This window comes from Sphingomonas naphthae, assembly GCF_028607085.1.
GTDB classification, from domain to species: domain Bacteria; phylum Pseudomonadota; class Alphaproteobacteria; order Sphingomonadales; family Sphingomonadaceae; genus Sphingomonas_Q; species Sphingomonas_Q naphthae.
The window spans coordinates 2,353,379-2,376,638 of sequence record NZ_CP117411.1 but is presented as its reverse complement, the minus strand read 5'-3'; the positions used below and the strand labels follow the sequence as shown (position 1 = coordinate 2,376,638).

Sequence of the window (23,260 nt, the reverse complement as noted above, 5' to 3'; positions counted from 1 at the left end):
GATCGTTATCGGGTCGGATCGATTGAAGGGGCGATATCATCGTACGCGGGGTTCACGGGGCTCTGATCGCCGTCGCGCTGTTGATAAGCGGCTGCAACCGGCGGCAATCGGCGTTGACGCCCTTTGGCGTCGAGGCTGCCGCCACGCTTCGCCTGAGCCTTGTGCTGCTGATCGGCGCGGTTGCGATCGTCGTCGCCATGCTGGTGCTCATGCGGCATGCGATCCGCACGCCGGGCGGGCGGCTGACCCATCATCAGGGAATGCGGTTGGTGCTGTGGCTGGGTGGGATCATCCCCACGATCCTGCTGCTCGCGCTGCTGATCTGGTCGCTGCCGGCGATGCGGCCGCTGCCCGTCAAGCCCGATACGCTGCGGATCGCCGTTGAGGGCGAGCAATTCTGGTGGCGGGTGACCTATCGGCCGGCGGGTGCCGCCCCGGTCGAGAGCGCCAACGAATTGAGGGTGCCGGTGGGGCGGACGGTCGAGCTGAAGCTGACAGCCGGCGATGTGATCCATAGTTTGTGGGTGCCGGGGCTGGCCGGCAAGATGGACATGATCCCCGGCCGCACCAACAGCCTCGTCGTCCGCGCTACGAAACCGGGGCGGTTTCGCGGCGTGTGCACCGAATTCTGCGGGCTTTCCCATGCACTGATGGCGTTCGACGTGGTTGCGATGGAGCCGGCGGCGTTCGACGGCTGGCTCGCCGGCCAGCGGCGGCCGGCGGTGTCGGGCGATGCCCTCTTCGCGCGCCATGGTTGCAACGGCTGTCACGCCATCCGGGGCGCGGGGCAGGGCGGGGCGATCGGCCCGGATCTAACCCATTTCGGCGCGCGGGCCAGTCTTGCCGCAGGCGTGCTGCCGATGACGACGGCCAATGTGGCGGGCTTCATCCGCCATCCCGAAAAGACCAAGCCCGGCGTGCGGATGCCCGCCTTCCCGCACATGCCCGAGGCCGATGCGCTGGCGCTCGCCCGAACCCTACAGGGGCTGAAATGACCGCGCCCGCCGCCGCCGACCATCTCGACCAGAACGATCCCGCCATCCGCGCCGCGCAGGAGGCGCGGCTGCGCGAAGTGTGGAAGCCGCCATCGGGCTGGTTCTTCCGCTGGACCGACGTGAACAACAACCGGGTCGGCGTGTGGTACACGCTCACCGCCTTCGCCTTCATGCTGTTCGCCGGTGTGCTGGCGCTCGTCATGCGGGCGCAGCTGGCGGTGCCGGAGAATGATCTGGTCTCCGCCAACACCTTCAACCAGCTGTTCACCCTGCACGGCTCGATGATGATGTTCCTGTTCGCGGTGCCGATGTTCGAGGCGGTCTCGATCATCCTGCTGCCGCAGCTGCTCGGCGCGCGCGACCTGCCGTTCCCGCGCCTGTCGGCCTTCGGTTACTGGTCGTTCCTGATCGGCGGCGTGTTCGTCGGCGGATCGATCTTCTTCAACGCCGCGCCCGATGGCGGCTGGTTCATGTACCCGCCGCTCACCACCCGCACCGACCTTTCGGGGCTGGGCGCCGACATCTGGATGCTGGGCCTCAGCTTCATCGAAGTGTCTTCGGTGGCGGCGGCGGTGGAGCTGATCGTCGGCGTGCTGAAATGCCGCCCGCCGGGGATGCGGCTCAACCTGATGCCGCTCTATGCGTGGTATATCCTGGTCGTCGCGGTGATGATCCTGTTCGCCTTCCCGCCGCTGATCGCGGGGGACGTGCTGTTCGAAATGGAGCGGCTGCTGGGCTGGCCCTTCTTCGACGCGGCCAGGGGCGGCGATCCCCTGCTGTGGCAGCACCTGTTCTGGATCTTCGGTCACCCGGAAGTCTATATCGTTTTCCTGCCCTCGATCGCCCTGTTCGCGATGCTGATCCCGACCTTCGCGCAGCGGCATCTGCTCGGCTATCCGTGGATTGTGCTGGCGGCGGTGGGCACCGCCTTCCTGTCGTTCGGCCTGTGGGTCCACCATATGTTTGCCACCGGCCTGCCCAAGATCAGCCTGGCCTTCTTCTCGGCCGCGTCGGAAGCGGTGGCGATCCCGACCGGTATCCAGATCTTCGTCTTCATCGCGACGCTCTGGGCCGGGCGGGTCGTCTGGTCGACGCCCTTGCTGTACGCGGTCGGCTCGCTCGCGATCTTCACGATCGGCGGGCTGACCGGCGTGATGGTCGCGGTGGCACCCTTCGACTGGCAGGCGCACGACACCTATTTCATCGTCGCCCACCTCCATTACGTGCTGATCGGCGGCACGCTGCTGCCGCTGTTCGGCGGGCTTTATTATTATTGGCCGCTGGTGACGGGGAAGAAGCTCTCCGACCGGATCGGGCGGATCGCTTTCTGGGTGATGTTCGCGGGCGCCAATCTCGCCTTCTTCCCGATGCACCTGTCGGGTCTGGCGGGGATGCCGCGCCGGGTGTTCACCTATCCGGCGGAGCTGGGGCTGGGCGGGCTCAACATGGCCTCGACGATCGGCGCCTATCTGTTCGCGGGCGGGGTGTTGCTGGTCGTGATCGATCTGGCGCTCTCGCCGGCACGGCCCAAGGGCCCGCGCAACCCGTGGAACGCCGGCACGCTCGAATGGCTGGCGCATCCCGAGGACGAAAGCTGGGGTATCCGCTCGGTCCCCCTGATCGAGAGCCGCTATCCCATCTGGGACCAGAAGGATTTCGTCGCCAAGGTGGATGAAGGCCGCTTCTTCCTGCCCGATGCGGAGGAGGGCCGGCGCGAGACGATCGTGACATCGGTGCTCGACGCGCGGCCGATCCAGGTCGCCCGGTTGGGCACGCCCAGCGTCATCCCGATGCTGACGGCCATCGCGCTGGGCAGCGTGTTCATCCTGACGACCTATCACCTCTATTGGCTGGCGCTGGCGGGCGGGGTGGCGACGCTCGCCTGCGTGCTGACCTGGCTGTGGACCGGCACCGCCGAAATCCCCGAGAAACCGTGCAAGGCGATCGGCCGTGGGCTGACCGTGCCGCTCTACCTCTCCGGTCCCTCGGCGAGCGGGTGGTGGGCGATGTTCATCACCATGCTGGCCGACGCGACCGCCTTCTCGGGGCTGGTGTTCGGTTATTATTTCTACTGGACGATCCACCCCGATTTCCCGCCGCCCGACGCGGCCGGGCCGGGGGTGTTCTGGCCGGTCGCGGCGATCGGGCTGACCGTGGCGAGCTGGGGCGCGACGGTGGTGGCGCGCGAGGTGCACGCTCGCGGTGGCGTCGCGGTGGCGCGGGCGCTGCTGCGCTTCGGGGTGATGGCGACGCTCGCCAGCCTCGCGGCCGGGCTGGCCGGGCCGTGGACCACCGGGCTCGACCCCAACTCGCACGTCTACCCCGCGATCGTGTGGGTGCTGGCGATCTGGACGGCGGCCCATGCCGGCATCGGCGCGATCTGCCAGAGCTACACGCTGGCGCGCAGCCTGGCCGGCAGGATGACGCCCGAATATGACGCCGATCTGCGCAACATCACCGTCTACATGCACTTCCTCGCGCTGACCGCGCTGGTCGCGTATTGTACGATCGGGCTGTTCCCCGAGGTGGCCTCGTGAGGCGGTGGCGGCAGCGGGCGCATCGCAAGGTGCGCGGGCTGAGCGTCACCTTGTGGACGCTGATCGTGCCGCCGACCACCTGGGCCGGGCATTTCCTCTTCTCCTACCTGTGGGCCGCGCTGATGTGCGCCAAGGTGGGCGAGTTCGCGCGCTTCCCCACTTTGTTCGCGGTCGGCACGGTCGTCGCGCTCGTCATCATCCTCGCCGCCGGGCGGATCGCGCAGATTCAGGCGCATATGGAGGGCGATGCCGCCCCGCACGATTCCGGCACCGAGATCGACCGCCTACGCTTCCTCGCCATGGCGACCCTGCTGCTGGCCGGGTTGAGCTTCATCGGCGTGATCTTCACCGCGCTGCCGGTGCTGTTCCTCACGGATTGCCGATGACCCGGCGGGCGAGTCTCGTCGCCGGCGCGCTGCTCCTGCCGCTCGGCTGGATCGCGGCGGCGGCGGGCGGCATGACCGGGCATATGGCTGGGCACATGATCGCGGTCGCGGTGGCGGCGCCGCTGATCGCCTGGGGGCTGGGCGACACGCGCGCCGATCCCGCCGCGCGCTGGCCGCGCCTCCTCACGCCGATGGCGATGATGCTGGTGGAGGCGGCGGTGGTGTGGGGCTGGCACCTGCCGGCGCTGCGGGCGCTGGCCGATGCGGGCGGGCCGTGGCTGATCGTCGAGCAGGCGATGTTCCTCGCGGCCGGGCTGGCGTTGTGGAGCGCGGTCCTCGGCGCGGGGCGCGACCGTCGCGCGGCCGGGATCGGCGCGCTGCTGCTGACATCGATGCACATGACCTTGCTGGGCGCCCTCATCGGCCTCGCGCCGCGCCCGCTCTATGGCCATGCTCACGGGCTGGAGGATCAGCAGATCGGCGGGGTGGTGATGCTGATGGTGGGCGCGGCGAGCTATTTCATCGGCGGCCTCGCGATGCTGGCGACCCTCTTGCGGACGAAGGGAGCGCCGGCATGACGATCCGCCTGACATGGAAGCGGATCGGCGCGACCCTGCTGGCGCTGGCGCTCGCGGGGCTGGCGTTCACCTGGTCCGGGCTGTTCAACGTCGCCGCCTCGACAGGCCATTGGGCGGTGACCGACTGGGCGCTCCACTGGGTGATGCGCAATTCGGTGCGCACCCACGCCGCCCTGACCGCTCCAGCCGATCCGCGATCGGACGAGGGGCTGGTGAGCGCCGCCGGCCACTTCGCCAACGCCTGTGCGGTCTGCCATGGCGCCCCCGGCGTGCGTCCGTCCCCGGCGATGCAGGCCGCGACCCCGCCCGCGCCCGATCTCGCGATCAACGCGCGGCAATGGAGCGACAAGCAGCTGTTCTGGATCATCCGCCATGGCGTGAAATACACCGGCATGCCGGCCTGGCCCGCCGACCGGCCAGACGAGGTCCGCCGCATGGTCGCCTTCGTCCGCCGCCTGCCATCGATGAGCCCGGCCGAGTACCGCGCTTTGACGCGGCAGGGGCCGACGCCGAACCCCGCACTCGCCAGCTGCGCCGGCTGTCACGGAAGTGACGGTCGCGGACGCGGCCAGCCGGACATACCCGTCCTGGGCGGCCAGCAGCCCGCCTATCTCCTCGCCACGCTGCGTGGATATGCGACGGGCACACGGCACAGCGCCGTCATGCGGACGGCGGTTGCGCCGCTCGACGATGCGGAACTGACAGCGCTCGCCCGCCATTTCGCGGCGCTTCCGGGGTTGGGCGCGGCGACGCCGACCGAGAATGCCGCCGCGCGCCGGATCGTGGAGCGGGGAATGCCCACCGCCCAGCTGCCGGCCTGCGCCAGTTGCCACATGGCGGGCAAATCCTATCCCGTCATCGCCGGCCAGCGGGCCAGCTATATCGCGAACCGCCTTCGCCAGTGGCGCGGCGACGAAAATGTCGTCGACGCGCGCAAGAGCCCCGCCACCATGGCCGTCATCGCACGTCGAATACCGGAAGAGATGATCGATCCCCTCGCGGCCTATCTGACGGGTGGCTCCAAGGCAGATAATCGCCCGGACCCGGAGAACGGCGGTCGGCGTTGAGCAGCGGACACTTTCCGGGAGTATGGAATGCTTGCGACGTTTCTCATGGGCCTCGTCGGTGGCCAGCGCGCGATGACCCCTTTGGCGACGGTGGCGATCGCCGCCGCGCGTGGGGAACTGGCGGAGGACAATGGCGCGCCGAAGCTGCTCGGCCATCCCGTCGTCGCGGCGGGCGCGCTGGCGCTGGCGATAGGCGAGATGGCGGGTGACAAGCAGAAGACCGCCCCGAATAGGATCGTGCCGATCGGCCTGGCAGCGCGCTTCGTAACCTCGGCGGTCGCCGGGATGGCGCTGGCGCCCCGCCGGCATCGGTGGCTAGCAGCGGCGATCGGCGGGGCGACGGCTGTCGTCGCCTCCTATCCCGGTTGGCGAATGCGGATGGCGGCGTTGGCCCGCCATGGCCAGTCTCCGACCGGTTTCGCGGAGGATGCGATGGTGATCGCATCGGCGGCCGCCATCGCGCGGAACCGGCCGGCGCTGGCCGTCGCATAGGTGCGCGGGCCGACGCTCCTCCTGATGCTGGCGCTGGCCGGTTGCTCGGCCTTGCCGAAAGACCCTGAGCGCACGGCGGAGCGAGTGTCGGAAAACCACCGGTTCACGGTCGGCACCGGGCTCAAGGCGGATGACCGGCCGGAGACGCGGCGGCTTCTGGGCGTCTTGTCTCACGATATGCGCGCGACGCCCTCGATCCGGGCAGGCGAGCTTGAGCCCATGCTGGCCGCGCTCAAGCAGGGGCGCACCGACCTTGTCGTCGCCTGGTTCGACGAGGCAACGCCCTGGCAGGCCCGCGTGACGCTCGGCCCGCCGCTGGCGCGCGTTCGGACGACCGACGATACGGCCCTCGAACTCCGCGCCGCCATGCGCAACGGCGAGAACCGCTGGATCATGGCGGTCGAGCGCGCCAGCCGCCGGGTGGCGACGGAGCGCGCCTCGTGACTACGATCGTGGACGCGCTGCCGGACGAGCAGCGCGCGGTGATGACCCGCGCGATCCATCTGGAATATTGGAACATCGGCTGGACGATCAGCATCGTCGTGGCGATGGGGCTGGTCCTCGGCCAGTCGCAGACGATGAAGACGGCCTGGATCGAGGATACGCTCGGGCTGGTGCCGCCGCTGATGTTCCTGCTTGCGGCGCATGTCGAGCGGCACTGGAAGCCATCGCGTCGCTTCCCCTTCGGCTTTCACCGGGTGAACAGCCTCGGTTTCTTCGTCGCCGCCATCTCGCTGGCAACGGTGGGGAGCGTGCTGCTGTGGGATTCGGCGTCCACCCTGCTCGCGGCCGAGCATGCGACCGTTGGATCGGTACGCCTGTTTGGCAGGGACATATGGCTGGGATGGCTGATGCTGGCGGCCCAGCTCTATTCGCTGATACCGCCGATGATCATCGGCCGTAAGGAATTGCCCCTCGCCGAGGCGTTGAACGACAAACTGCTGCACACCGATGCGCTGATGAACAAGGCGAACTGGCTGACGGGGGCGGCCGGGATTGCCGGGGTGCTGGGTCTCGGGCTCGGCTGGTGGTGGGCGGATTCGCTCGCGGCGGCAATCATCTCGATCGACGTGATTCACGACGGCATCTCCGCCTTCCGCGCGGCGACCGCCGAACTGGTCGATGGCGCGCCCCGCGAGCAATCGGGTAACGACCTTTCGGCCGAAGCGGAGGCGTTGCGGCGGGAACTGGAACGGCGTTTTCCGGGAGCCGACGTCAGGATGCGCGAGACGGGCCGGCTGATCCGGGCGGAGGTCTGTGGTGTTCCCGCGCCCGTCGAGCCGATCGATCTCGGCGAACTATGGCCTGGTCGATCGGAAACGGCCTGGCGGTTGGACGCCGTCAGCTTTTCAGCTTGGTGACGTTGATGTCAGGCTGGCTTGAATATCATTAAGGCCATCCCCATACCATCCACTTGGATGGTATGGGGTTTCGGATGGACGGCAAGGCACGCATCGACAGCGAGAAAATCACGATCAATCTCGGCTTCGTCGATCTCGGGCATATCGACCTGCTCGTCGGTGATGGCTTCTATGCGAACCGGTCCGATTTCATCCGGACCGCGATCCGCAGCCATCTCGAGCGACATGGAGAGGTTGCGCGCAAGGCCATCGTTCGCAAGCAACTCGATCTTGGCATCAGCCTCTACGGCAAAGCAGATCTGGAGGCGGTGCGGGCATCGGGCGACATGCTCGATATCCGCGTCCTGGGGCTCGCCACCATCGCCAGCGATGTCTCGCCCGAACTCGCCAGAGCCACCATCCGCTCGCTGAGCGTCCTCGGTGCCCTTCACGCCAGCGCCCCCGTCAAGGCTGCGCTGGCGGACCGCATGACGTGACGCCGGCGCCCTCGCTCTCAAGGACCATCCTATGACGATCACGAATATCTCTATGGCCGAGGCGTTGCGGCTGACCCGCAGCGGCAAGCTGGGGGAAGCAACCGCCGTGCTTGGGCGATCCCTTGCCGGGCGCGCGCCGCTCAAACCGGCGCCCGCCGCCGGCCCGGAAGCGATCGACCCGGCGACGATCGACATCGCGCCCGATCGGGTGACGATCGCGCGGCGCCAACGAACGGCGGAGGCGCACGCTCGGCCCGAGCGCGCCGCACAGCCCGCGTCGGCATCCGGTCGCTTCGAGGAGCGGTTCTACGCCGGGCCGGCGGGGCGGCTGGGCTATCGGCTGTATCGGCCGATCCATGCCCGACCCGGCATGCCGCTGGTGGTCATGCTCCACGGCTGCACCCAGTCGCCCGAGGATTTCGCGCGGGGCACACGGATGAACGCGCTGGCCGACCGGCATGGCTTCCTCGTCGCCTATCCCGGCCAGAGCAAGGCGGCGAACATGCAGAAATGCTGGAACTGGTTTCAGCCGGGCGACCAGCAGCGTGATCGCGGCGAGCCCGCCCTGATCGCGGGCATCACCCGCGAGGTGATCGCGGCCGAGCAGGCCGATCCGACCCGTGTCTACGTCGCCGGCCTGTCGGCGGGTGGCGCGGCGGCCGCGATCATGGGGGCCGCTTATCCCGATCTCTACGCCGCGATCGGCGTCCATTCGGGGCTTGCCTGTGGCGCGGCGCGGGATCTGCCGAGCGCCTTGGCCGCGATGCGCGGCGGCGCGGCGGGGGCGACGACCGCCGGTGGCCGGTTCGTGCCCGTCATTACCTTCCATGGCGACCGCGACACGACGGTGAATGAAGCCAATGCCGATGAGATCGTGGCGGCGGCGTCGACGATGGCGGGCGTTGCGCTGGAACGGCGTGTCGAGACAGGCCGGACGGCGGGGCGTGCCTTCACCCGCACGACAGCGACCGGTCCTGACGGAGCCATCCTGATCGAGCGATGGACCCTGCATGGCGCCGGCCACGCCTGGGCTGGCGGTGACCCGGCCGGCACCTATGCCGATGCGGCCGGACCCGACGCATCGGCCGAAATGCTGCGCTTCTTCCTGAGCCATCGATCGTAGGTCTCGGTGGGGTTGCGGCGCCACCTGAGCCCGGTCACGCGCCGCTGTAATGCCCGCCGACAGGAACCGCGTCGCGCTCCGGTCGTTAGAACATAACAAGAACTAACGTGAGGCTGCAATGACCGGGACGCTGCACAATCCAAAGCTCGATGAGCATCCAGCCTCGAATGCTGATAAGGCGCCCGATAATTGGGTATCGGGCGACGATCCGATGACCGGCGCCCAGGCATCTTACCTGACCACCCTCTCGGAAGAGGCGGGTGTCGAGCCGCCGCCCGCCGATCTCACCAAGGCCGATGCCTCGAAGAGGATCGATGAGCTTAAAGCCCAGCTGGAGCTGCCATAACGGGCGAGGCGCTGCCGCTGGTGCGGCCCACAGGGTATATGAGGCCCTCATGCCCTCGGCATGGCGGCGTATCCACCGCTGCGGGGAGGGCGCTGAACGGGAGGAGGGGAGTTCCGCTTCCACGCTGATGTTGGGCTTGCCTCGCGTGTCGATGACGGGTGCGGCGCAACCAGACCCCTGTCCGGCTCGTTGGCCCTGCATATCCCCTAAAAGAAGACAGGAGCTTGCATGTTCGGACGCAAGGACAAGGTGCGCTATGCCGTCGTCGGTGGCGGTCAGATTTCGCAGCAGGCGTTCATGCCTGGCATCGCCCGCACCGACAATTCCGTGCTGGCGGCGCTCGTGACGGGTGATCCCGCCAAGGCGGATGACCTCGCCAGCCAGTACAAGATCAAGGCATGGGCCTACGACCAGTATGACACGTTGCTTCGCTCCGGCGAGATCGACGCGGTCTATGTCGCGACCCCCAATGCGCTCCATACGCCCTATGTCATCGCCGCCCTCGACGCCGGTGTGCACGTCCTGCTGGAGAAGCCGGCGACCGCAAGCCTGGCGGACGCCGAGGAGATCGTTTCCGCCGAGAAGCGATCAGGCGCCAAGCTGATGGTCGCTTACCGGCTGCATCACGAACCGGCCACGGTGGAAATGGTGACGCGCGCGCGGAGGGGGGACTTTGGCGATCTGCGCTTTTTCAGCGCGACGTTTGCCCAGAATGTCGCCGAGGAGAATTCGCGTGGCCACAATGGCTATTGGGGAGGGCCCGTGCCGGATATGGGCACCTATCCGCTCAACGCCGTCCGAAACCTGTTCGGGCTGGAGCCGACCTCGGTTCACGCCATAGGCACGAAGACGGCGGGCCGCAGGTTCAATTTTCACGACACGGTGGCGGTGACCCTGCAATTTCCCGGCGACCGGCTCGCGCAGTTCACGGTGAGTTACGCCACCGCGCCGGCAGAGCGTTTCACGCTCGTGGGCACAAAGGCGACGATCGACGCGTCTCCGTGCTTCATGTTCGGCCCGAAGATCGGCATCTCCTATGTGGAAACCACTGCGGACGGCAGCGAGACGCACAGCTTTGATCCGGTCGAGCAGTTCGGGAACGAGACGCAATATTTCTCCGACTGCATCCTCAACGACCGTCAGCCGGAGGCCGACGCCGAAGAGGGCTGGCTCGACATGCGCGTTCTCGCGGCGATCGAACGGTCGCTTGAAACCGGTGGCGTCGTGACGCTGGAGCCCGTGCACCGCAGCCGCGGTATCGAACCCGAGCAAGCCCTTCACCTCAAGCCGGCGAAGGAGCCGAGCGAGGAGAGGCTGATCAGCGTCATTCCGCAGTCTGCCTGATCGTGACGGCACTGCCGGACAGGGCGCGTCAAGCCATCGGCGATCGGTCGCCGGCGGCGCTTATGTCGACAAGGCGGGTCGACGGATACCTTCCCCTTGAGGATTACGGGGCGCTCGGCGACGGCCGCACCGTAGCCCTGTCCGGGTCGGACGGTTCGATCGACTGGCTGTGCGTCCCGAACCTGGACTCACCGCCCTTGTTCGACAGACTGCTGGACCCTGACGAGGGGGGCCGCTTCTCGATAACGCCGAGCGAGCCGTTCGACGTCGAGCAGCGCTATCGGCCGAACAGCAACGTGTTCGAGACGGTCTTCACGACCGCCTCGGGCCGCGCGAAGATGACGGAGTCGATCAACAGCGGGACCGCCGGCCGGCTCCCGTGGGTCGAGCTTGCGCGCCGGATCGACGGCCTGGACGGCATCGTTCGGTTCGATATCGAGATGCGGCCGGGCCGGCGTGCGCACACGGCCAGCCCATACCAGTCGCACATCGGCAAACATTCGATCTTCCACGTCGGCGATGTGCTGGGCCTGTTTCTCCATTCGGAAGGCGTGGAGGTCGAGCGCCGAGACGATGCCGTTGCCGGATCGCTGAGTGTCGGCCCGGGCCAACGCGAGGTTGTCGCGGTCGTGGCGGGCGAAGGGGAACCCCTTGTCGTACCGCCGATCAACGAGATCGACGAAAGGATCGACCTCTCGGACGCCGAGTGGCGCACCTGGGCCGAGCGTATCGCGTATCGCGGCGACAGGCGCGCCGAGTTCATTCGCAGCGTGCTCGCGCTCAAGCTGCTGCTGTTTTCGCCATCGGGTGCGATCGCGGCGGCGGCGACGACATCGCTGCCCGAAGGCATTGGTGGCGCCAAGAATTACGATTATCGATATGCCTGGGTCCGCGACGCGGGTTACACGATCAAGGCATTTCTGGCGGCGGGCGCCCAGCCGGAGGCGAAGGCCGCCTTCACCTGGCTCCTGAAACGGCTGGCGGAACACGGCGATCGCGTATGCTACACGCTTGGCGGCGATCTCGTGCCGGAGGTCACCGAAATCGACGTGCCGGGATATCGCGGTTCGCGTCCGGTCCGCACGGGCAATGGCGCGACCGCGCAAAGCCAGCACGGCGTCTATGGCGATATCTTCGAGACGGCAGCGCGCTTCGTCGACTGCGGCAATATCCTCGATTCGTCTAGCGCCGAGACGCTGTCCCACCTTGCCGACCGCTGCGCCGACAGCTGGCGGCGGAAGGATTCCGGCATTTGGGAATTGGAACAGGCCGAACATTATACCATGTCGAAGGTCAGCTGCTGGCAGGCGCTCGCGCGCGCCGTCGAGCTAGCCGATCAGGGACAACTGCCGACGACCTGTCGGGACCGATGGGCGCGGGAACGGGACAGGATCGAGAGCTGGATCGGCGAGAATTGCTGGTCGGATCAAAAGCGGGCGTTCGTCCTGCATCCCGGCACGGAGCGCCTCGATGCCTCGCTCGCCCTGATGGTTCGCTTCGGCTTCGACGGCCCCGAACGACTGGTCAGCACCATGGACGCGATCGACCGCGAACTCGGGGCGGGGCCTTGGCACTATCGGTATAGCGACGTGTCCGAAGAGGAAGGCTGCTTCCTCGCCTGCACGTTCTGGATGATCGAGGCACGCTTCCTCCTCGGTCAACGCGCGCAGGCGGAGGAGATGCTCGCGAAATTGGACGACACGATCGGACGGGGTGTCGGTATCCTTTCCGAGATGGTCGATCCGCGAAACGGCGCCTTTCTCGGCAACCTGCCGCAGGGTCTCTCGCACCTGGCTCACGTCATGGCGCTCGATGGCCTCGTAGCCGCAAGCGAATGCGTTAGATGAAAGTCCCGACGGGTGGCGGCGCAGGCGCGGCCTTCGCTGGGAGGCCTTTTCAGGGTTGGCAATCGAAAATTGGGCGCTCGTCCTCGAGTTTTGAGCGCCCGAGGTATTCGAAGGGACGGGTTTCCCCGCCCCCGAGTGTCAATCGAGCAAAGTGGCGGGCACGTTGTCACCATTCTCAGCCAAGGCCATCACAGCCTTGTGAGGAGCGATATTCTGTTCGGCGCTAGGTCTGACAATCGACAAGATGGCGTTCGAGGTTGAAGTGGTTGTGGACGTTGGCGTGGACCAGGCGAACTTCTGGAGCGTCTTCATTCGCCGGAATCTCAGCATTGCCCGCTCTCGTCGTCGGAAGGGCTGGTGGCTGTTCTCTGCGCGGTTGTTCGCCCAGTGGCCGATCTCCTGCTTCTCGGCATTGCCCAAGTCGTTCATCGCCGCGCGATAGGAGCGCAAACCGTCGGTAGTGATGGCCTCCGGTGAGGCATCCCGCCGTGCTATTGGCTGGTTCCTGACGTCCGGTGCAATTGCTCTGACAGAGTCATCCTGAGCGGGGCCGACAGGACTTTTTTTCACAAGCCTCACTCGATCGCTCATTCGCTGGCCTCATCAGTAGCTGAACAAGCCGCCGAGTTTGCAGTCGACTCAAGCCACCGTGAACGTCGTTCTGGGGGTCAAGGCGATACGATCGCCCGTCCGTCGGCCAAGATGCGACCATCTCGCCAACGCAAGGCGGACGACATGCTCGATGCGCCCAACTCTTAATTTGAGGCGTTGAGTGCGACGGCTTGGGAGAGACAATGTGTGCCATGTTCTGATTATCGAAGACGAGGCGCTCATCGCACTCGACCTAGAAGATCTTCTCCAACGGAACGGCGCTCAGAGCTTCAGTTTCGCGGATAGCCAGCAAGGCGCGATCGAGGAGTCCCGCATCAATCGCCCCGACTTCATCCTGTCGGATGTCGCGTTGACGGAAGGGACCGGGCCACTCGCGGTCGAGGCAATCCGCAGCGAACTCGGTGCGATCCCGGTCATCTTCGTCACGGCAACTCCAGAAGCTTGCTCGCCATGCGCCCCGCCGGGAAAGGTATTTCGCAAGCCGCTCGATCGGCCGGCGATCGGTGCCGCTTTCCGGCGAATGCGGGCCGCCTAGGATCGACACGTCGATTCGATCAGCGGCATCGTGAAGGTGAATCTGGTTTCATCGACGTCTGAGTTGACGTTCAACGAACCGCCATGCGCCTTCGCGATCTCGGACGCGATGTGCAGACCAAGTCCGAGTCCGACCTTGTGCGAGCGGCCGTCACCGCGAAAGAACGGCTGAAAGAGCCGCTTCATCGTCGCTTCGGCGATAGGCTTGCCGCCATTGGCCACGGCGATTTCGAGAACACCGTCGCGGGTCTGCGCGCGGACGATGATCGGCTCTCCCTTCGCTCCATGAGCGATCGCGTTTCCCAGTAGATTGGACAGCAATTGCCCGAGCCGCACCCGATCGCAGCCTACCGGCTCGTCGACCGCGAAGCGCGCGTCGATCATCCTGTCCGGATTGACCGAGGCCAGCTCGGCGACGACTTGTTCAAGGACCGGCGTCAGCGCGAACTGGGCGTCGCGGGCCAGGATGATCCCGCCACCGAGCCGCCCGCGCGCGAAATCGAGCACATTGTCGATCAGGTCCGACGCGCGGATCACGCTTCCCTGCATCAGGGTAAGGATTTGCCGGCCCCGGGGCGTCACCGTTTCCCGCTCCGTCAGCAGCCGGACGCCGCTGCTGATCGATGCCAGCGGATTGCGTAAATCGTGCCCGAGCACGGCGATGAACTGCTCCCGCAGTTCGGATGTCTCGCGCTCGGCCGCGGCGGCCCGTTCAGTCGCATCGGCGGCATCCACCAGCGCGCGTTCGTATCGGCGGCGTTCGGTCGCGCGGAACACGGTGAGCCGCGTGAACAGCAGACCGCCCGCGGCATCACGCCGCTCCGCCGCATTGACGAGGCACGGGACTTTCGTCCGGGCGCGCCCGATCAAATCCATCGCCACCTCGTCGACGAAGCCCTGCAAGCGAAGCAGCGGCGCCACGTTGGTCTCGAAAAAGATGCGCGACGGTACGCTCATGATCTCCTGCAGCCGGCACCCGACCAGGTCGGCGCGCGTGGAGCCGATCCAGTCCGCGATCCGCTGGTTCGCGTGGCCGATCACGCCGTCTGCCGACAGCGACAGATAACCGCATGGCGCGGTATCGAAGAGGTCTTCGAAATCCTCCAGCGGCGCCACCGGAGCAGGCGCGTGATCAGACAAAGGCGCGGATCGCGGTGATGACATCCTGCGGCGCGCTCAGGTTGGGACAATGGCCCGTGGCGTCGAGCATGACCAGTTTACTGCCAGTTATGTGATCGTGAACATATTCGCCGACCTCCTTCGGTGCGATCGAATCGTCCCGGCATTGCAGGATCAAGGTGCGCGCCGACACCCTTGGCAGATCGGCACGATTATCCGACGTGAAGGTGACCCTCGCGAAGTGCTTTGCGATCGCAGGATCAGTCCGGCAGAAACTGTTCGCCAGTTCCTCGCCCAAGTCCGGACGATCCGGGTTGCCCATGATCACCGGTGCCATCGTCGCTGACCAACCGAGATGATTGTCGGCGAGAGATTCGAGGAGGTCATCGATATCGGTCGAGGCAAAACCACCGCGATACCCGTCGTCGTCGATATAGCGGGGCGAAGGGCAGACCAGGACGAGCTCGGAAAACAGACGCGGGGCAGCCAGCGACGCGAGTACACCGATCATCGCGCTGACCGAGTGACCGACGAACACCGCATTCTCCAGCCCCAGGTCGCGCCCGATATCGACGATGTCGTCGGCGTAACCTTGCAGGCTCGCATATCTGTCGGCGTCGAAGGCCGACAGATCGGAGCCGCCCGCCCCGACATGATCGAACAGCACGGTGCGGAATTCCGCGTCGAACGCGGGCTGCACGAACCGCCACATGTTCTGGTCGCAGCCGAAACCATGCGCGAACATCATAGCTCGATCGCCGTGCCCCGCGATCTTCACGTTGTTTCGCTGCACCGCCGACACGCCAAATCCCCCGCGCTGCCGACTGGCAACGTAACTGGCGAAAATCTAACGCGCTTTTGCGAGCAAAAGATAGCTGCCTTGAAGGTGCCGTCGCACTTACGGGGGTGGCGGCTGGGCTGGGTTGATGATTCAAGCTCCATGAAGGGAGCGGTGAATGAGCCAGCGTCGGTACGAACTGGCGGACTTCCGGCTCATGGCGCCGTTCCGGCAGCCCGACCGATACATCGCCACGTTGCTCCGACAAGCCCGATCAGCCCGACCACGCACCGCCCAGCGATCGGAATGATGCCACCGCTGCACGAGCGGACTCGGTTCGGGCCTGGGCCAGCGCGTCGCGCGTGGCGAGCAGGCGCGTATCTGCGTCCAGCACTTCGATCAGGCTGACGACGCCGCCCTTGTAAGCCGCCATCGACGATTGTTGGGCACGGGCCAGCGCGACTTCGCCGCCGGCCAGGGTGCGCTGCTGATCCTCCCGGTTTACCAGCGCAGAGAAGCTGTTCTCCACGTCCTCGGATGCACGCAGCACGGACAGGCGATAGGCGGCCAGTGCCTCGGCGTTCCGTCCGCGTGCGACCTTGATCTCCGCATCGACGCGGCCGAAATCGAACAGTCGCCAGCGCAGGCCGGCCACGCCCTGGGCCTGCGTCGCGCCGCCGGTGAACAAGGCGGCCGGGCCGGTCGCGGCCGTGCCGATCAGGCCGGTCAGCGATAGTTTCGGGAAATATTCGGAGATGGCCGATCCGATGCGGGCGTTGGACGCGGCCAGCCGGCGCTCGGCGACGATAAGGTCCGGGCGACGGCGCAGGAGATCGGCCGGGCTGCCAATGTCGGCGATGGCGGGTGCGGCGGGAATGACAGCGTGCCGAGACAGCTGCGCGCGATAGGTGCCCGGCTGTGCCCCCATCAGGACGTCCAGCGCATTGAGCGCGCTGTCGAGCGCGATGGTGAGGACGGGCACGCCGCCCTGCACCTGCGCGAGCACCCCTTCGGCCTGCCGCAGCTGAAGTTCGGCCGCGACGCCCTTTCGATATTGGAGGCCGATCGTGTCGACCAGACGCCGCTGCGTCGCGACCTGCTCGTTCGCGACCGACAGCCGCGCCTGCAGGCCTCGGATCATGATGTAGGTATCGGCGACCTGTGCGGCGACCGACAGGCGCGCGGCGGCGACGCCCGCCTGCGAGGCCTGATAGTCGGCCGCAGCCGCCTCCCGGTCCCGCCGCAGACCGCCGAAGAGGTCTATCTCCCAGCTCGCGCCAAGATTGGCCTCATACGCCTCCTGGTTGCGGTTCGCCCCGAAGGCCGTGAGCTGACGGCCCTGCAACGTCTCGCCGGAAAGCCGCAGCGCCGCCGCCGAGCCGGCGACCGTGCCGGAGGGAAGCAGCGCCGCGTCGGCGGCGCGCAGGCCGGCGCGCGCCTGCGTCACGCGGGAGACGGCCTGCGCGATGTCCAGATTCTGATCGAGCGCCTTGGCGACGAGATCCGTCATCATGGGATCGCCGAACATCCCCCACCATGCGGTCTTTTCCGGCATGGTGCCGGCCGGCAAGGGCGTCCGCGCTTCGATGGCCGCCGTGCCCAGAAAAGTCGGAGGCGCCGCCAGTACGGGCCGGTGATAATCCGGGCCGACCGCACAGCCGGCGAGCATGGCCGACGCGAGGAGCAGCGGCAGGGATCCGGAAAGGCGCATGGGAACCTCGCAGTCGGACGAGAAGATGACCAGTGACCGATATACGTTATGGTCACTCGTTGTCAATCTGATACGCGATCGTTATGTGGGAAGGCATGAGCGTTCTGAAAGCCAGTGCCGCCGCCGGACAGCGCGGCCCCGTCGATCACGACATACGCAGCCAGATTGTCGAGGCGGCGGATGAACATTTCAGCCATTATGGCTATGGCAAGACGACCGTGGCGGATCTCGCCAAGGCGATCGGTTTCTCCAAGGCCTATATCTACAAATTCTTCGATTCGAAGCAGGCGATCGGCGAGGCGATCTGTGCGCGCTGCCTGGGCTCGATCATGGAGACGGTCGATGAGGCGGTCGCCGGCGGCAAGTCGGCTACGGACAAAATCCGGCGGCTGTTCAACACGATATCCGCTCTCAGCGTGGAATTGTTCTTCAGCGATCGCAAGCTCTACGACATCGCGGCCTATTCCTGCGCGGAGCGCTGGCCTTCGTCCGAGGCCTATGTGGCCCGCGTCGAGGCGATGCTGACCGCCATCATCCGCGAGGGTCGCGAGGCCGGCGAGTTCGAGCGAAAGACGCCGATCGACGAAGCGGCACGCGCGATCATGATGGCTTTCCAGCCGTTCATGAACCCGATGATGCTCCAGTACAATCTGGATGCCGTGCCGGACGGCGCGAACGAGGTCGTGAGCCTCGTCCTGCGGAGCCTGGCACCCTAAAAAACGACGTGTGACTAATTGACATAATAGTCACTCGTCGTCATTTGAGCGCGACCCAGCGAAGGGACGCGACTCATGGCCACCTTCTTCGATACCGTTCCTGTCCGGCTTCTGGCGGCGTCGCCGCTCGCCCTGGCGCTGGTCGCCTGCGGCGAGGCGCCCGCCGATCCGCGCGTCGGCGCGCCACTCGTCCGCGTGGGGACGGCGGGCGGCGCGGCGAACCGGACTCAGGATTATACCGGCGTCGTCTCGGCGCGCGTGCAAAGCAACATCGGCTTCCGTGTGTCGGGCAAGGTGATCGAGCGGCTGGTGGATGCGGGGCAGAGCGTGCGGCGCGGCCAGCCGTTGATGCGGATCGACCGCACCGATCTGGCGCTCGCCACCGTCGCGCAGTCCGGGGTGGTCGAGGCGGCACGCGCCCGCTTCCTGCAGGCGGCCGCCGACGAGAAGAGGTATCGCGACCTCGTCTCCGCCGGTGCCGTTTCCGCGTCGGCCTACGATCAGGCGAAGGCCACCGCCGATGCGGCGAAGGCGCAGCTCGACGCCGCGGTGGCGCAGGCCGGGGTGGCACGCAACGAGGCGGGCTATGCGGTACTGCTGGCCGATGCGGACGGCGTCGTCGTCGAGACCCTGGCCGAGCCGGGGCAGGTGGTGACGGCTGGGCAGACCGTGGTCCGCCTCGCCCGCTCCGGCCCACGAGAGGCGACGATCGGCCTGCCCGAGACGATCCGCCCCGCGATCGGATCGACGGCCGCCGCGGCCGTCTTCAACGCGCCACACCCGGGCACGGCGCGGCTGCGTCAGCTTTCGAACGCCGCCGATCCGCTGACCCGCACCTATGAAGCGCGCTACGTGCTGGAGGGGGCTGCGGCCGGCGCACCGCTGGGCGCCACCGTCACCATAAGCCTGCCGTCCGCCAACGCGGGCACGGCGCTGGAGGTGCCGCTTTCGGCGCTCTTGGATACCGGCAAGGGGCCGGGCGTGTGGGTGGTATCGGGCAAGCCCGCTAAGGTCGACTGGCGCCCCGTGCGGGTGGCCCGAATCGGTGAGGAAGCCGCGACCGTCACCGGCGGCCTGCGCCCCGGCGAGCGCTTCGTGGCCTTGGGCGCACATCTGCTCCATCCGGGCGAGGCGGTGCGTGTCGCCGATCAGGTCGCGTCGCGATGAGCGGCTTCAATCTCTCCGCGCTGGCGGTGCGCGAGCGCGCCGTCACCCTGTTCCTCATCATCGCCGTCTCGGCGGCGGGGTTGTTCGCTTTCCTGAGCCTCGGCCGGGCCGAGGATCCGAGCTTCACGATCAAGGCGATGACGTTCGTCACCACCTGGCCGGGCGCCACCGCGCAGGAGATGCAGGATCAGGTGGCCGAACCGCTGGAAAAGCGGATGCAGGAGCTGAAATGGTATGATCGGGCAGAGACGTTCACGCGGCCCGGTCTCGCCTTCACCACCGTCACGCTGAAAGATCCGACCCCGCCCGCCGAAGTGCCGGCGGAGTTCTACCAGGCCCGCAAGAAGCTGGGCGACGAGGCGGCGAAGCTGCCGCGCGGCGTGCAGGGGCCCTTCGTCAACGACGAATATGGCGACGTCACCTTCGCGCTCTACGCGCTGAAGGCGAAGGGCGAGCCGCAGCGCCTGCTGGTCCGCCAGGCCGAGCAGTTGCGTCAGCGCCTGCTGCATGTGCCGGGCGTCAAGAAGGTCAATATCATCGGCGAGCGGCCGGAGCGGATCTATCTGGATTTCTCCTATGCCCGCCTCGCCAATCTCGGCGTGTCGGCGCGCGACGTGTTCGCCGCGCTCAACGATCGCAACGTCCTGACGCCAGCCGGGTCGATCGATACGGACGGCCCGCAGGTGCAGGTACGCCTCGATGGCGCGCTCGACGATCTGGAGAAGATCAAGGATACGCCCATCGTCGCCAACGGCCGTACGCTGAAGCTGTCCGACATCGCCGACGTGAAACGAGGGTATGAGGACCCCGCCACCTTCCTGATCCGCAACGACGGTGAGCCCGCGCTGATCCTCGGCGTGGTGATGAAGGAGCGGTATAATGGCCTCCAGCTTGGCAAGGATCTGGAGAAGGAGGCATCGGCCATCTCCGCCGAAATGCCGCTCGGTCTCTCCTTCACGAAGATTACCGATCAGGCGGTGAACATCGCCGAGGCCTATGACGAATTCATGCTGAAATTCTTCGTGGCGCTGGCCGTGGTGATTGCGGTGAGTCTGCTCAGCCTGGGGTGGCGCACCGGCATCGTCGTTGCGATGGCCGTGCCGCTGACGCTGGCGAGCGTGTTCGTCATCATGCTGGCGACGGGCCGCGATTTCGATCGGATCACGCTCGGCGCGCTGATCCTTTCGCTGGGCCTGCTGGTGGATGACGCGATCATCATCATCGAGACGATCGTGGTGAAGATGGAGGAGGGCTATGACCGCATCTCCGCTGCGACCTATGCGTGGGGCCATACGGCCGCGCCGATGCTGGCGGGTACGCTCGTCACCGTCATCGGCCTGATGCCGGTCGGCTTCGCTAAATCGAGCGCCGGCGAATATGCGGGCAACATCTTCTGGGTGGTGGGCTTCGCGCTGCTGGCCTCGTGGGTGGTGGCGGTGGTGTTCACGCCCTATCTCGGGGTGAAGCTTTTGCCCGATATCGCGAAGGTCGAAGGCGGACATACCGCCATCTACGGCACGCCCCGCTACGAACGGCTGCGCGCCGCGATTGGCTGGACGGTGGACAACAAGCGCAAGGTGGCGGTCAGCGTGGTCGCGCTCTTCTTCGCGGCGATCTTCTTCATGGGCTTCGTGAAACAGCAATTCTTCCCGATCTCGGATCGGCCCGAAGTGCTGGTCGAGGTGCAGATGCCGGAGGGCACCAGCATCGAGACGACGGCCGCCGCGACCGTCCGGATGGAGGATTGGCTCCGCAAGCAGCCGGAGGCGAAGATCGTCACAAGCTATGTGGGGCAGGGCGCGCCGCGCTTCTTCCTGGCGATGGCGCCCGAGCTTCCCGATCCCTCTTTTGCCAAGATCGTCATCCTGACGCCCGACGAAAAGTCGCGCGAGGCGTTGAAGCATCGCGTGCGCGAGGTCGCGGCGGCAGGGCTCGTTCCGGGTGCCCGCATCCGCGCGACGCAGATCGTGTTCGGTCCCTATTCGCCTTTCCCGGTCGCCTTCCGCGTGATGGGGCCGGACGAGGGCAAGGTGCGCGCCATCGCCGATCAGGTGCGGCAGGTGATGCTGAAGAATGCCGACATGCGGCAGGTGAACACCGATTGGGGCGAGCGGGTGCCGACCGTGCATTTCGTGCTGGACCAGGATCGCCTGCGCGCGATCGGCCTCAGCTCGCGCGATGCGTCCCAGCAGCTCCAGTTCCTGCTGACGGGTGTGTCGGTAACGCAGGTGCGCGAGGATATCCGGGCGGTGGATGTGGTCGCGCGCAGCGCGGGACCAGATCGGCTGGACCCGGCGAAGCTCAGCGCCTTCACGCTTACGGGCAGCGCGGGGCAGCGGGTGCCGCTCGATCAGATCGGCAAGGCTGAGGTGCGGATGGAGGATCCGATCCTCCGGCGACGCGATCGCTACACGACGATTACGGTGCGTGGCGACATCGGCGAGGCGGTCCAGCCGCCGGACGTATCGACGAGGATCATCGCGGAGATCCAGCCGATCGTCGCCGCGCTTCCCGCCGGCTACAAGATCGAGACGGCCGCCGCACTGGAAGAAGCGGGCAAGGCGAATGTCGCGCTGGCCAAGGTGTTTCCGCTGATGATCGTCCTGATGATGGTCGTCATCATCTTCCAGGTCCGTTCGCTGTCCGGAATGGCGATGGTGCTGCTCACAGCCCCGCTGGCGTTGGTTGGCGTGGTGCCGACCCTGCTGATCTTCAACCAGCCGTTCGGCTTCAACGCGATCCTGGCGATGATCGCGCTGGCCGGGATCATCATGCGCAACACGCTGATCCTGATCGGCCAGATCCACCAGAACGAGGCGGACGGGCTCGACCCCTATCACGCTGTGGTCGAAGCGACGGTGCAGCGCGCGCGGCCGGTGATCCTTACCGCGCTGGCGGCGGTGCTGGCGTTCATCCCGCTGACCTTCTCGGTCTTCTGGGGTTCGCTCGCGTTCACGCTCATCGGCGGCACCATCGGCGGCACGGCGCTGACGCTCGTGTTCCTGCCGGCACTCTACGCCCTCTGGTATCGGATCAGGCCGAAAGCCGCCGGATCCGCGCCGCGCCCTTATTCCGAAGGAGCAACACTATGACCCAGGGTACTGCGCTGATCACCGGCGCTTCCACCGGCATCGGCGCCGTCTATGCCGATCGGCTGGCGAAGCGCGGCCATGATCTCATCCTCGTGGCGCGCGACAAGGCGCGGCTCGATGCGCTGGCGGAGCGGCTGCGGAACGAGAACGGCGTGAACGTGGACGTCCTCCCCGCCGACCTCGCCGATGCCACCCAACTCGCGACGGTCGAAGCGCGTGTCGCCGGTGACGAGACCCTTACGCTGCTGGTGAACAATGCCGGCATCTCGCTGTCCGGCACGCTCGTCGACACGCCGACGGAGATGGTCGCGCGGCTGATAGCGATCAACGTCACCGCGCCGACCTTGCTGGCTGGCGCAGCCGCCAAGGCGTTCCTCGGGCGATCGCGCGGCGGGATCATCAACCTCTCCTCGGTGCTCGCGCTGGCGCCTGAGATGTTCGACGCGACCTATAGCGCCACCAAGGCCTTCATCCTCAATCTCAGCCAGGGGCTGGCCAAGGAGGTCGCCGATCGCGGTGTGCGGGTGCAGGCCGTCCTGCCGGGCGCGACGCGCACCGAAATCTGGGCGCGATCCGGCAAGGATGTCGATGCCTTTCCGCCGGACTTCGTGATGGACGCCGGCGATCTGGTGGATGCTGCGCTGGTGGGCTTCGATCGCGGCGAGGTCGTGACCATTCCGCCCTTGGCGGATGAGGAGCAGTGGCAGACTATGCAGGCGGCGCGTCTCGTCATGGCGAATGGCCTCTCGCGGCGGGAGGTCGCGCCTCGATACAGGGCGATTTAGATCCTGCTGTCGTTGGCCTCCGGCGCTTGTCCGAGCTGGACCGGCGATCACGACAGGAGTTGAAGTCGGCGGCCAGCCCCCACCCGATCGTTCTCCTGATCTCGTTGACGCCGGCCTCGGTCGCGAACGGGAACTGCCGATCGGGTTTATCAAGGCGTGTGATCAGCGACGCGCTTGATAGTCGGACCATTATA

At 66.7% G+C, this 23,260-nt stretch carries 21 protein-coding genes and 1 pseudogene; 18 read left to right on the top strand and 4 right to left on the bottom strand.

Going from position 1 to position 23,260, the window contains the following annotated elements; all coding sequences use genetic code 11:
- Positions 1–113 precede the first annotated feature (113 nt).
- The 13 genes from coxB to PQ455_RS11310 all read left to right on the top strand — a co-directional run bounded on the left by coxB (position 114) and on the right by PQ455_RS11310 (position 12,552).
- On the top strand, positions 114–995 hold the full coding sequence (coxB, locus tag PQ455_RS11370; RefSeq protein ID WP_420542781.1) for a cytochrome c oxidase subunit II: 882 nt from the start codon (positions 114–116) through the stop codon (positions 993–995).
- Positions 992–3,532 carry a cbb3-type cytochrome c oxidase subunit I gene (locus tag PQ455_RS11365; RefSeq protein WP_273686196.1) on the top strand — a complete coding sequence of 847 codons (2,541 nt, stop codon included), beginning with the start codon at positions 992–994 and terminating at the stop codon, positions 3,530–3,532. The genes coxB and PQ455_RS11365 overlap by 4 nt, the downstream gene beginning before the upstream one ends.
- Complete coding sequence (locus PQ455_RS11360) at positions 3,529–3,918, top strand: hypothetical protein (RefSeq protein WP_273686195.1); 390 nt, start codon at positions 3,529–3,531, stop codon at positions 3,916–3,918. Before PQ455_RS11365 ends, PQ455_RS11360 begins: the two co-directional genes overlap by 4 nt.
- Entirely contained in the window at positions 3,915–4,496 is a 582-nt protein-coding gene (locus PQ455_RS11355; protein ID WP_273686194.1) for a cytochrome c oxidase assembly protein, read from the top strand. The genes PQ455_RS11360 and PQ455_RS11355 overlap by 4 nt, the downstream gene beginning before the upstream one ends.
- Positions 4,493–5,563, top strand: coding sequence for a c-type cytochrome (locus PQ455_RS11350; protein WP_273686193.1), 1,071 nt, complete (start codon positions 4,493–4,495; stop codon positions 5,561–5,563). Before PQ455_RS11355 ends, PQ455_RS11350 begins: the two co-directional genes overlap by 4 nt.
- Positions 5,564–5,590: 27 nt before the next feature.
- Positions 5,591–6,055, top strand: coding sequence for a DUF4126 family protein (locus PQ455_RS11345; protein ID WP_273686192.1), 465 nt, complete (start codon positions 5,591–5,593; stop codon positions 6,053–6,055).
- A 24-nt stretch (positions 6,056–6,079) separates the two neighbouring features.
- Positions 6,080–6,499, top strand: coding sequence for a hypothetical protein (locus tag PQ455_RS11340; protein WP_273686191.1), 420 nt, complete (start codon positions 6,080–6,082; stop codon positions 6,497–6,499).
- Positions 6,496–7,416: a cation efflux transmembrane domain-containing protein gene (locus PQ455_RS11335; protein ID WP_273686190.1), complete on the top strand. Its 921-nt coding sequence runs from the start codon at positions 6,496–6,498 to the stop codon at positions 7,414–7,416. The genes PQ455_RS11340 and PQ455_RS11335 overlap by 4 nt, the downstream gene beginning before the upstream one ends.
- Before the next feature lie 74 nt (positions 7,417–7,490).
- Positions 7,491–7,892: a hypothetical protein gene (locus PQ455_RS11330; RefSeq protein WP_273686189.1), complete on the top strand. Its 402-nt coding sequence runs from the start codon at positions 7,491–7,493 to the stop codon at positions 7,890–7,892.
- A 31-nt stretch (positions 7,893–7,923) separates the two neighbouring features.
- Positions 7,924–9,015 (top strand): extracellular catalytic domain type 1 short-chain-length polyhydroxyalkanoate depolymerase, encoded by a 1,092-nt coding sequence (locus PQ455_RS11325; protein ID WP_273686188.1) that lies wholly within the window; start codon positions 7,924–7,926, stop codon positions 9,013–9,015.
- Positions 9,016–9,133: 118 nt separating this feature from the next.
- Entirely contained in the window at positions 9,134–9,361 is a 228-nt protein-coding gene (locus PQ455_RS11320) for a DUF3072 domain-containing protein (protein WP_273686187.1), read from the top strand.
- 228 nt (positions 9,362–9,589) lie between these two features.
- Positions 9,590–10,705, top strand: a complete 1,116-nt coding sequence (locus tag PQ455_RS11315; RefSeq protein WP_273686186.1) for a Gfo/Idh/MocA family protein — start codon at positions 9,590–9,592, stop codon at positions 10,703–10,705.
- A gap of 62 nt (positions 10,706–10,767) precedes the next feature.
- Complete coding sequence (locus tag PQ455_RS11310) at positions 10,768–12,552, top strand: glycoside hydrolase family 15 protein (RefSeq protein ID WP_273691353.1); 1,785 nt, start codon at positions 10,768–10,770, stop codon at positions 12,550–12,552.
- A gap of 223 nt (positions 12,553–12,775) precedes the next feature.
- Here PQ455_RS11310 and PQ455_RS21065 read toward each other — a convergent pair.
- Positions 12,776–13,029: pseudogene (locus PQ455_RS21065) on the bottom strand (DDE-type integrase/transposase/recombinase); the annotation flags it as partial.
- Between the two features lie 319 nt (positions 13,030–13,348).
- Between PQ455_RS21065 and PQ455_RS11300 the strand changes: the two are divergent.
- On the top strand, positions 13,349–13,699 hold the full coding sequence (locus PQ455_RS11300; RefSeq protein ID WP_273686183.1) for a response regulator: 351 nt from the start codon (positions 13,349–13,351) through the stop codon (positions 13,697–13,699).
- Here the strand turns inward: PQ455_RS11300 and PQ455_RS11295 are convergent.
- The 3 genes from PQ455_RS11295 to PQ455_RS11285 all read right to left on the bottom strand — a co-directional run bounded on the left by PQ455_RS11295 (position 13,696) and on the right by PQ455_RS11285 (position 17,306).
- Positions 13,696–14,814 (bottom strand): PAS domain-containing sensor histidine kinase, encoded by a 1,119-nt coding sequence (locus PQ455_RS11295; RefSeq protein WP_273686181.1) that lies wholly within the window; start codon positions 14,812–14,814, stop codon positions 13,696–13,698. The genes PQ455_RS11300 and PQ455_RS11295 overlap by 4 nt on opposite strands.
- A gap of 16 nt (positions 14,815–14,830) precedes the next feature.
- Positions 14,831–15,619 carry an alpha/beta fold hydrolase gene (locus PQ455_RS11290; RefSeq protein WP_273686180.1) on the bottom strand — a complete coding sequence of 263 codons (789 nt, stop codon included), beginning with the start codon at positions 15,617–15,619 and terminating at the stop codon, positions 14,831–14,833.
- Between the two features lie 250 nt (positions 15,620–15,869).
- On the bottom strand, positions 15,870–17,306 hold the full coding sequence (locus PQ455_RS11285; RefSeq protein WP_273686179.1) for an efflux transporter outer membrane subunit: 1,437 nt from the start codon (positions 17,304–17,306) through the stop codon (positions 15,870–15,872).
- Between the two features lie 95 nt (positions 17,307–17,401).
- Here PQ455_RS11285 and PQ455_RS11280 point away from each other — a divergent pair, with 95 nt between their 5' ends.
- From PQ455_RS11280 to PQ455_RS11265, 4 genes are all read left to right on the top strand, one after another.
- A complete protein-coding gene (locus PQ455_RS11280) occupies positions 17,402–18,022 on the top strand; it encodes a TetR/AcrR family transcriptional regulator (RefSeq protein ID WP_273686178.1) in 621 nt (206 codons plus the stop codon).
- 75 nt (positions 18,023–18,097) lie between these two features.
- Entirely contained in the window at positions 18,098–19,189 is a 1,092-nt protein-coding gene (locus tag PQ455_RS11275) for an efflux RND transporter periplasmic adaptor subunit (RefSeq protein ID WP_273686177.1), read from the top strand.
- Positions 19,186–22,281: an efflux RND transporter permease subunit gene (locus PQ455_RS11270; RefSeq protein ID WP_273686176.1), complete on the top strand. Its 3,096-nt coding sequence runs from the start codon at positions 19,186–19,188 to the stop codon at positions 22,279–22,281. The genes PQ455_RS11275 and PQ455_RS11270 overlap by 4 nt, the downstream gene beginning before the upstream one ends.
- Positions 22,278–23,066, top strand: a complete 789-nt coding sequence (locus tag PQ455_RS11265; RefSeq protein WP_273686175.1) for an SDR family NAD(P)-dependent oxidoreductase — start codon at positions 22,278–22,280, stop codon at positions 23,064–23,066. Before PQ455_RS11270 ends, PQ455_RS11265 begins: the two co-directional genes overlap by 4 nt.
- Positions 23,067–23,260: the final 194 nt, after the last annotated feature.

Excerpts from the sequence above, each read along its gene's own strand:
- PQ455_RS11365 (WP_273686196.1), top strand. The coding sequence starts at position 992 with ATGACCGCGCCCGCCGCCGCCGACCATCTCGACCAGAACGATCCCGCC.
- PQ455_RS11355 (WP_273686194.1), top strand. The coding sequence starts at position 3,915 with ATGACCCGGCGGGCGAGTCTCGTCGCCGGCGCGCTGCTCCTGCCGCTC.
- PQ455_RS11350 (WP_273686193.1), top strand. The coding sequence starts at position 4,493 with ATGACGATCCGCCTGACATGGAAGCGGATCGGCGCGACCCTGCTGGCG.
- PQ455_RS11345 (WP_273686192.1), top strand. The coding sequence starts at position 5,591 with ATGCTTGCGACGTTTCTCATGGGCCTCGTCGGTGGCCAGCGCGCGATG.
- PQ455_RS11340 (WP_273686191.1), top strand. The coding sequence starts at position 6,080 with ATGCTGGCGCTGGCCGGTTGCTCGGCCTTGCCGAAAGACCCTGAGCGC.
- PQ455_RS11330 (WP_273686189.1), top strand. The coding sequence starts at position 7,491 with ATGGACGGCAAGGCACGCATCGACAGCGAGAAAATCACGATCAATCTC.
- PQ455_RS11325 (WP_273686188.1), top strand. The coding sequence starts at position 7,924 with ATGACGATCACGAATATCTCTATGGCCGAGGCGTTGCGGCTGACCCGC.
- PQ455_RS11320 (WP_273686187.1), top strand. The coding sequence starts at position 9,134 with ATGACCGGGACGCTGCACAATCCAAAGCTCGATGAGCATCCAGCCTCG.
- PQ455_RS11315 (WP_273686186.1), top strand. The coding sequence starts at position 9,590 with ATGTTCGGACGCAAGGACAAGGTGCGCTATGCCGTCGTCGGTGGCGGT.
- PQ455_RS11310 (WP_273691353.1), top strand. The coding sequence starts at position 10,768 with ATGTCGACAAGGCGGGTCGACGGATACCTTCCCCTTGAGGATTACGGG.
- PQ455_RS11285 (WP_273686179.1), bottom strand. The coding sequence starts at position 17,306 with ATGCGCCTTTCCGGATCCCTGCCGCTGCTCCTCGCGTCGGCCATGCTC.
- PQ455_RS11280 (WP_273686178.1), top strand. The coding sequence starts at position 17,402 with ATGAGCGTTCTGAAAGCCAGTGCCGCCGCCGGACAGCGCGGCCCCGTC.
- PQ455_RS11275 (WP_273686177.1), top strand. The coding sequence starts at position 18,098 with ATGGCCACCTTCTTCGATACCGTTCCTGTCCGGCTTCTGGCGGCGTCG.
- PQ455_RS11270 (WP_273686176.1), top strand. The coding sequence starts at position 19,186 with ATGAGCGGCTTCAATCTCTCCGCGCTGGCGGTGCGCGAGCGCGCCGTC.
- PQ455_RS11265 (WP_273686175.1), top strand. The coding sequence starts at position 22,278 with ATGACCCAGGGTACTGCGCTGATCACCGGCGCTTCCACCGGCATCGGC.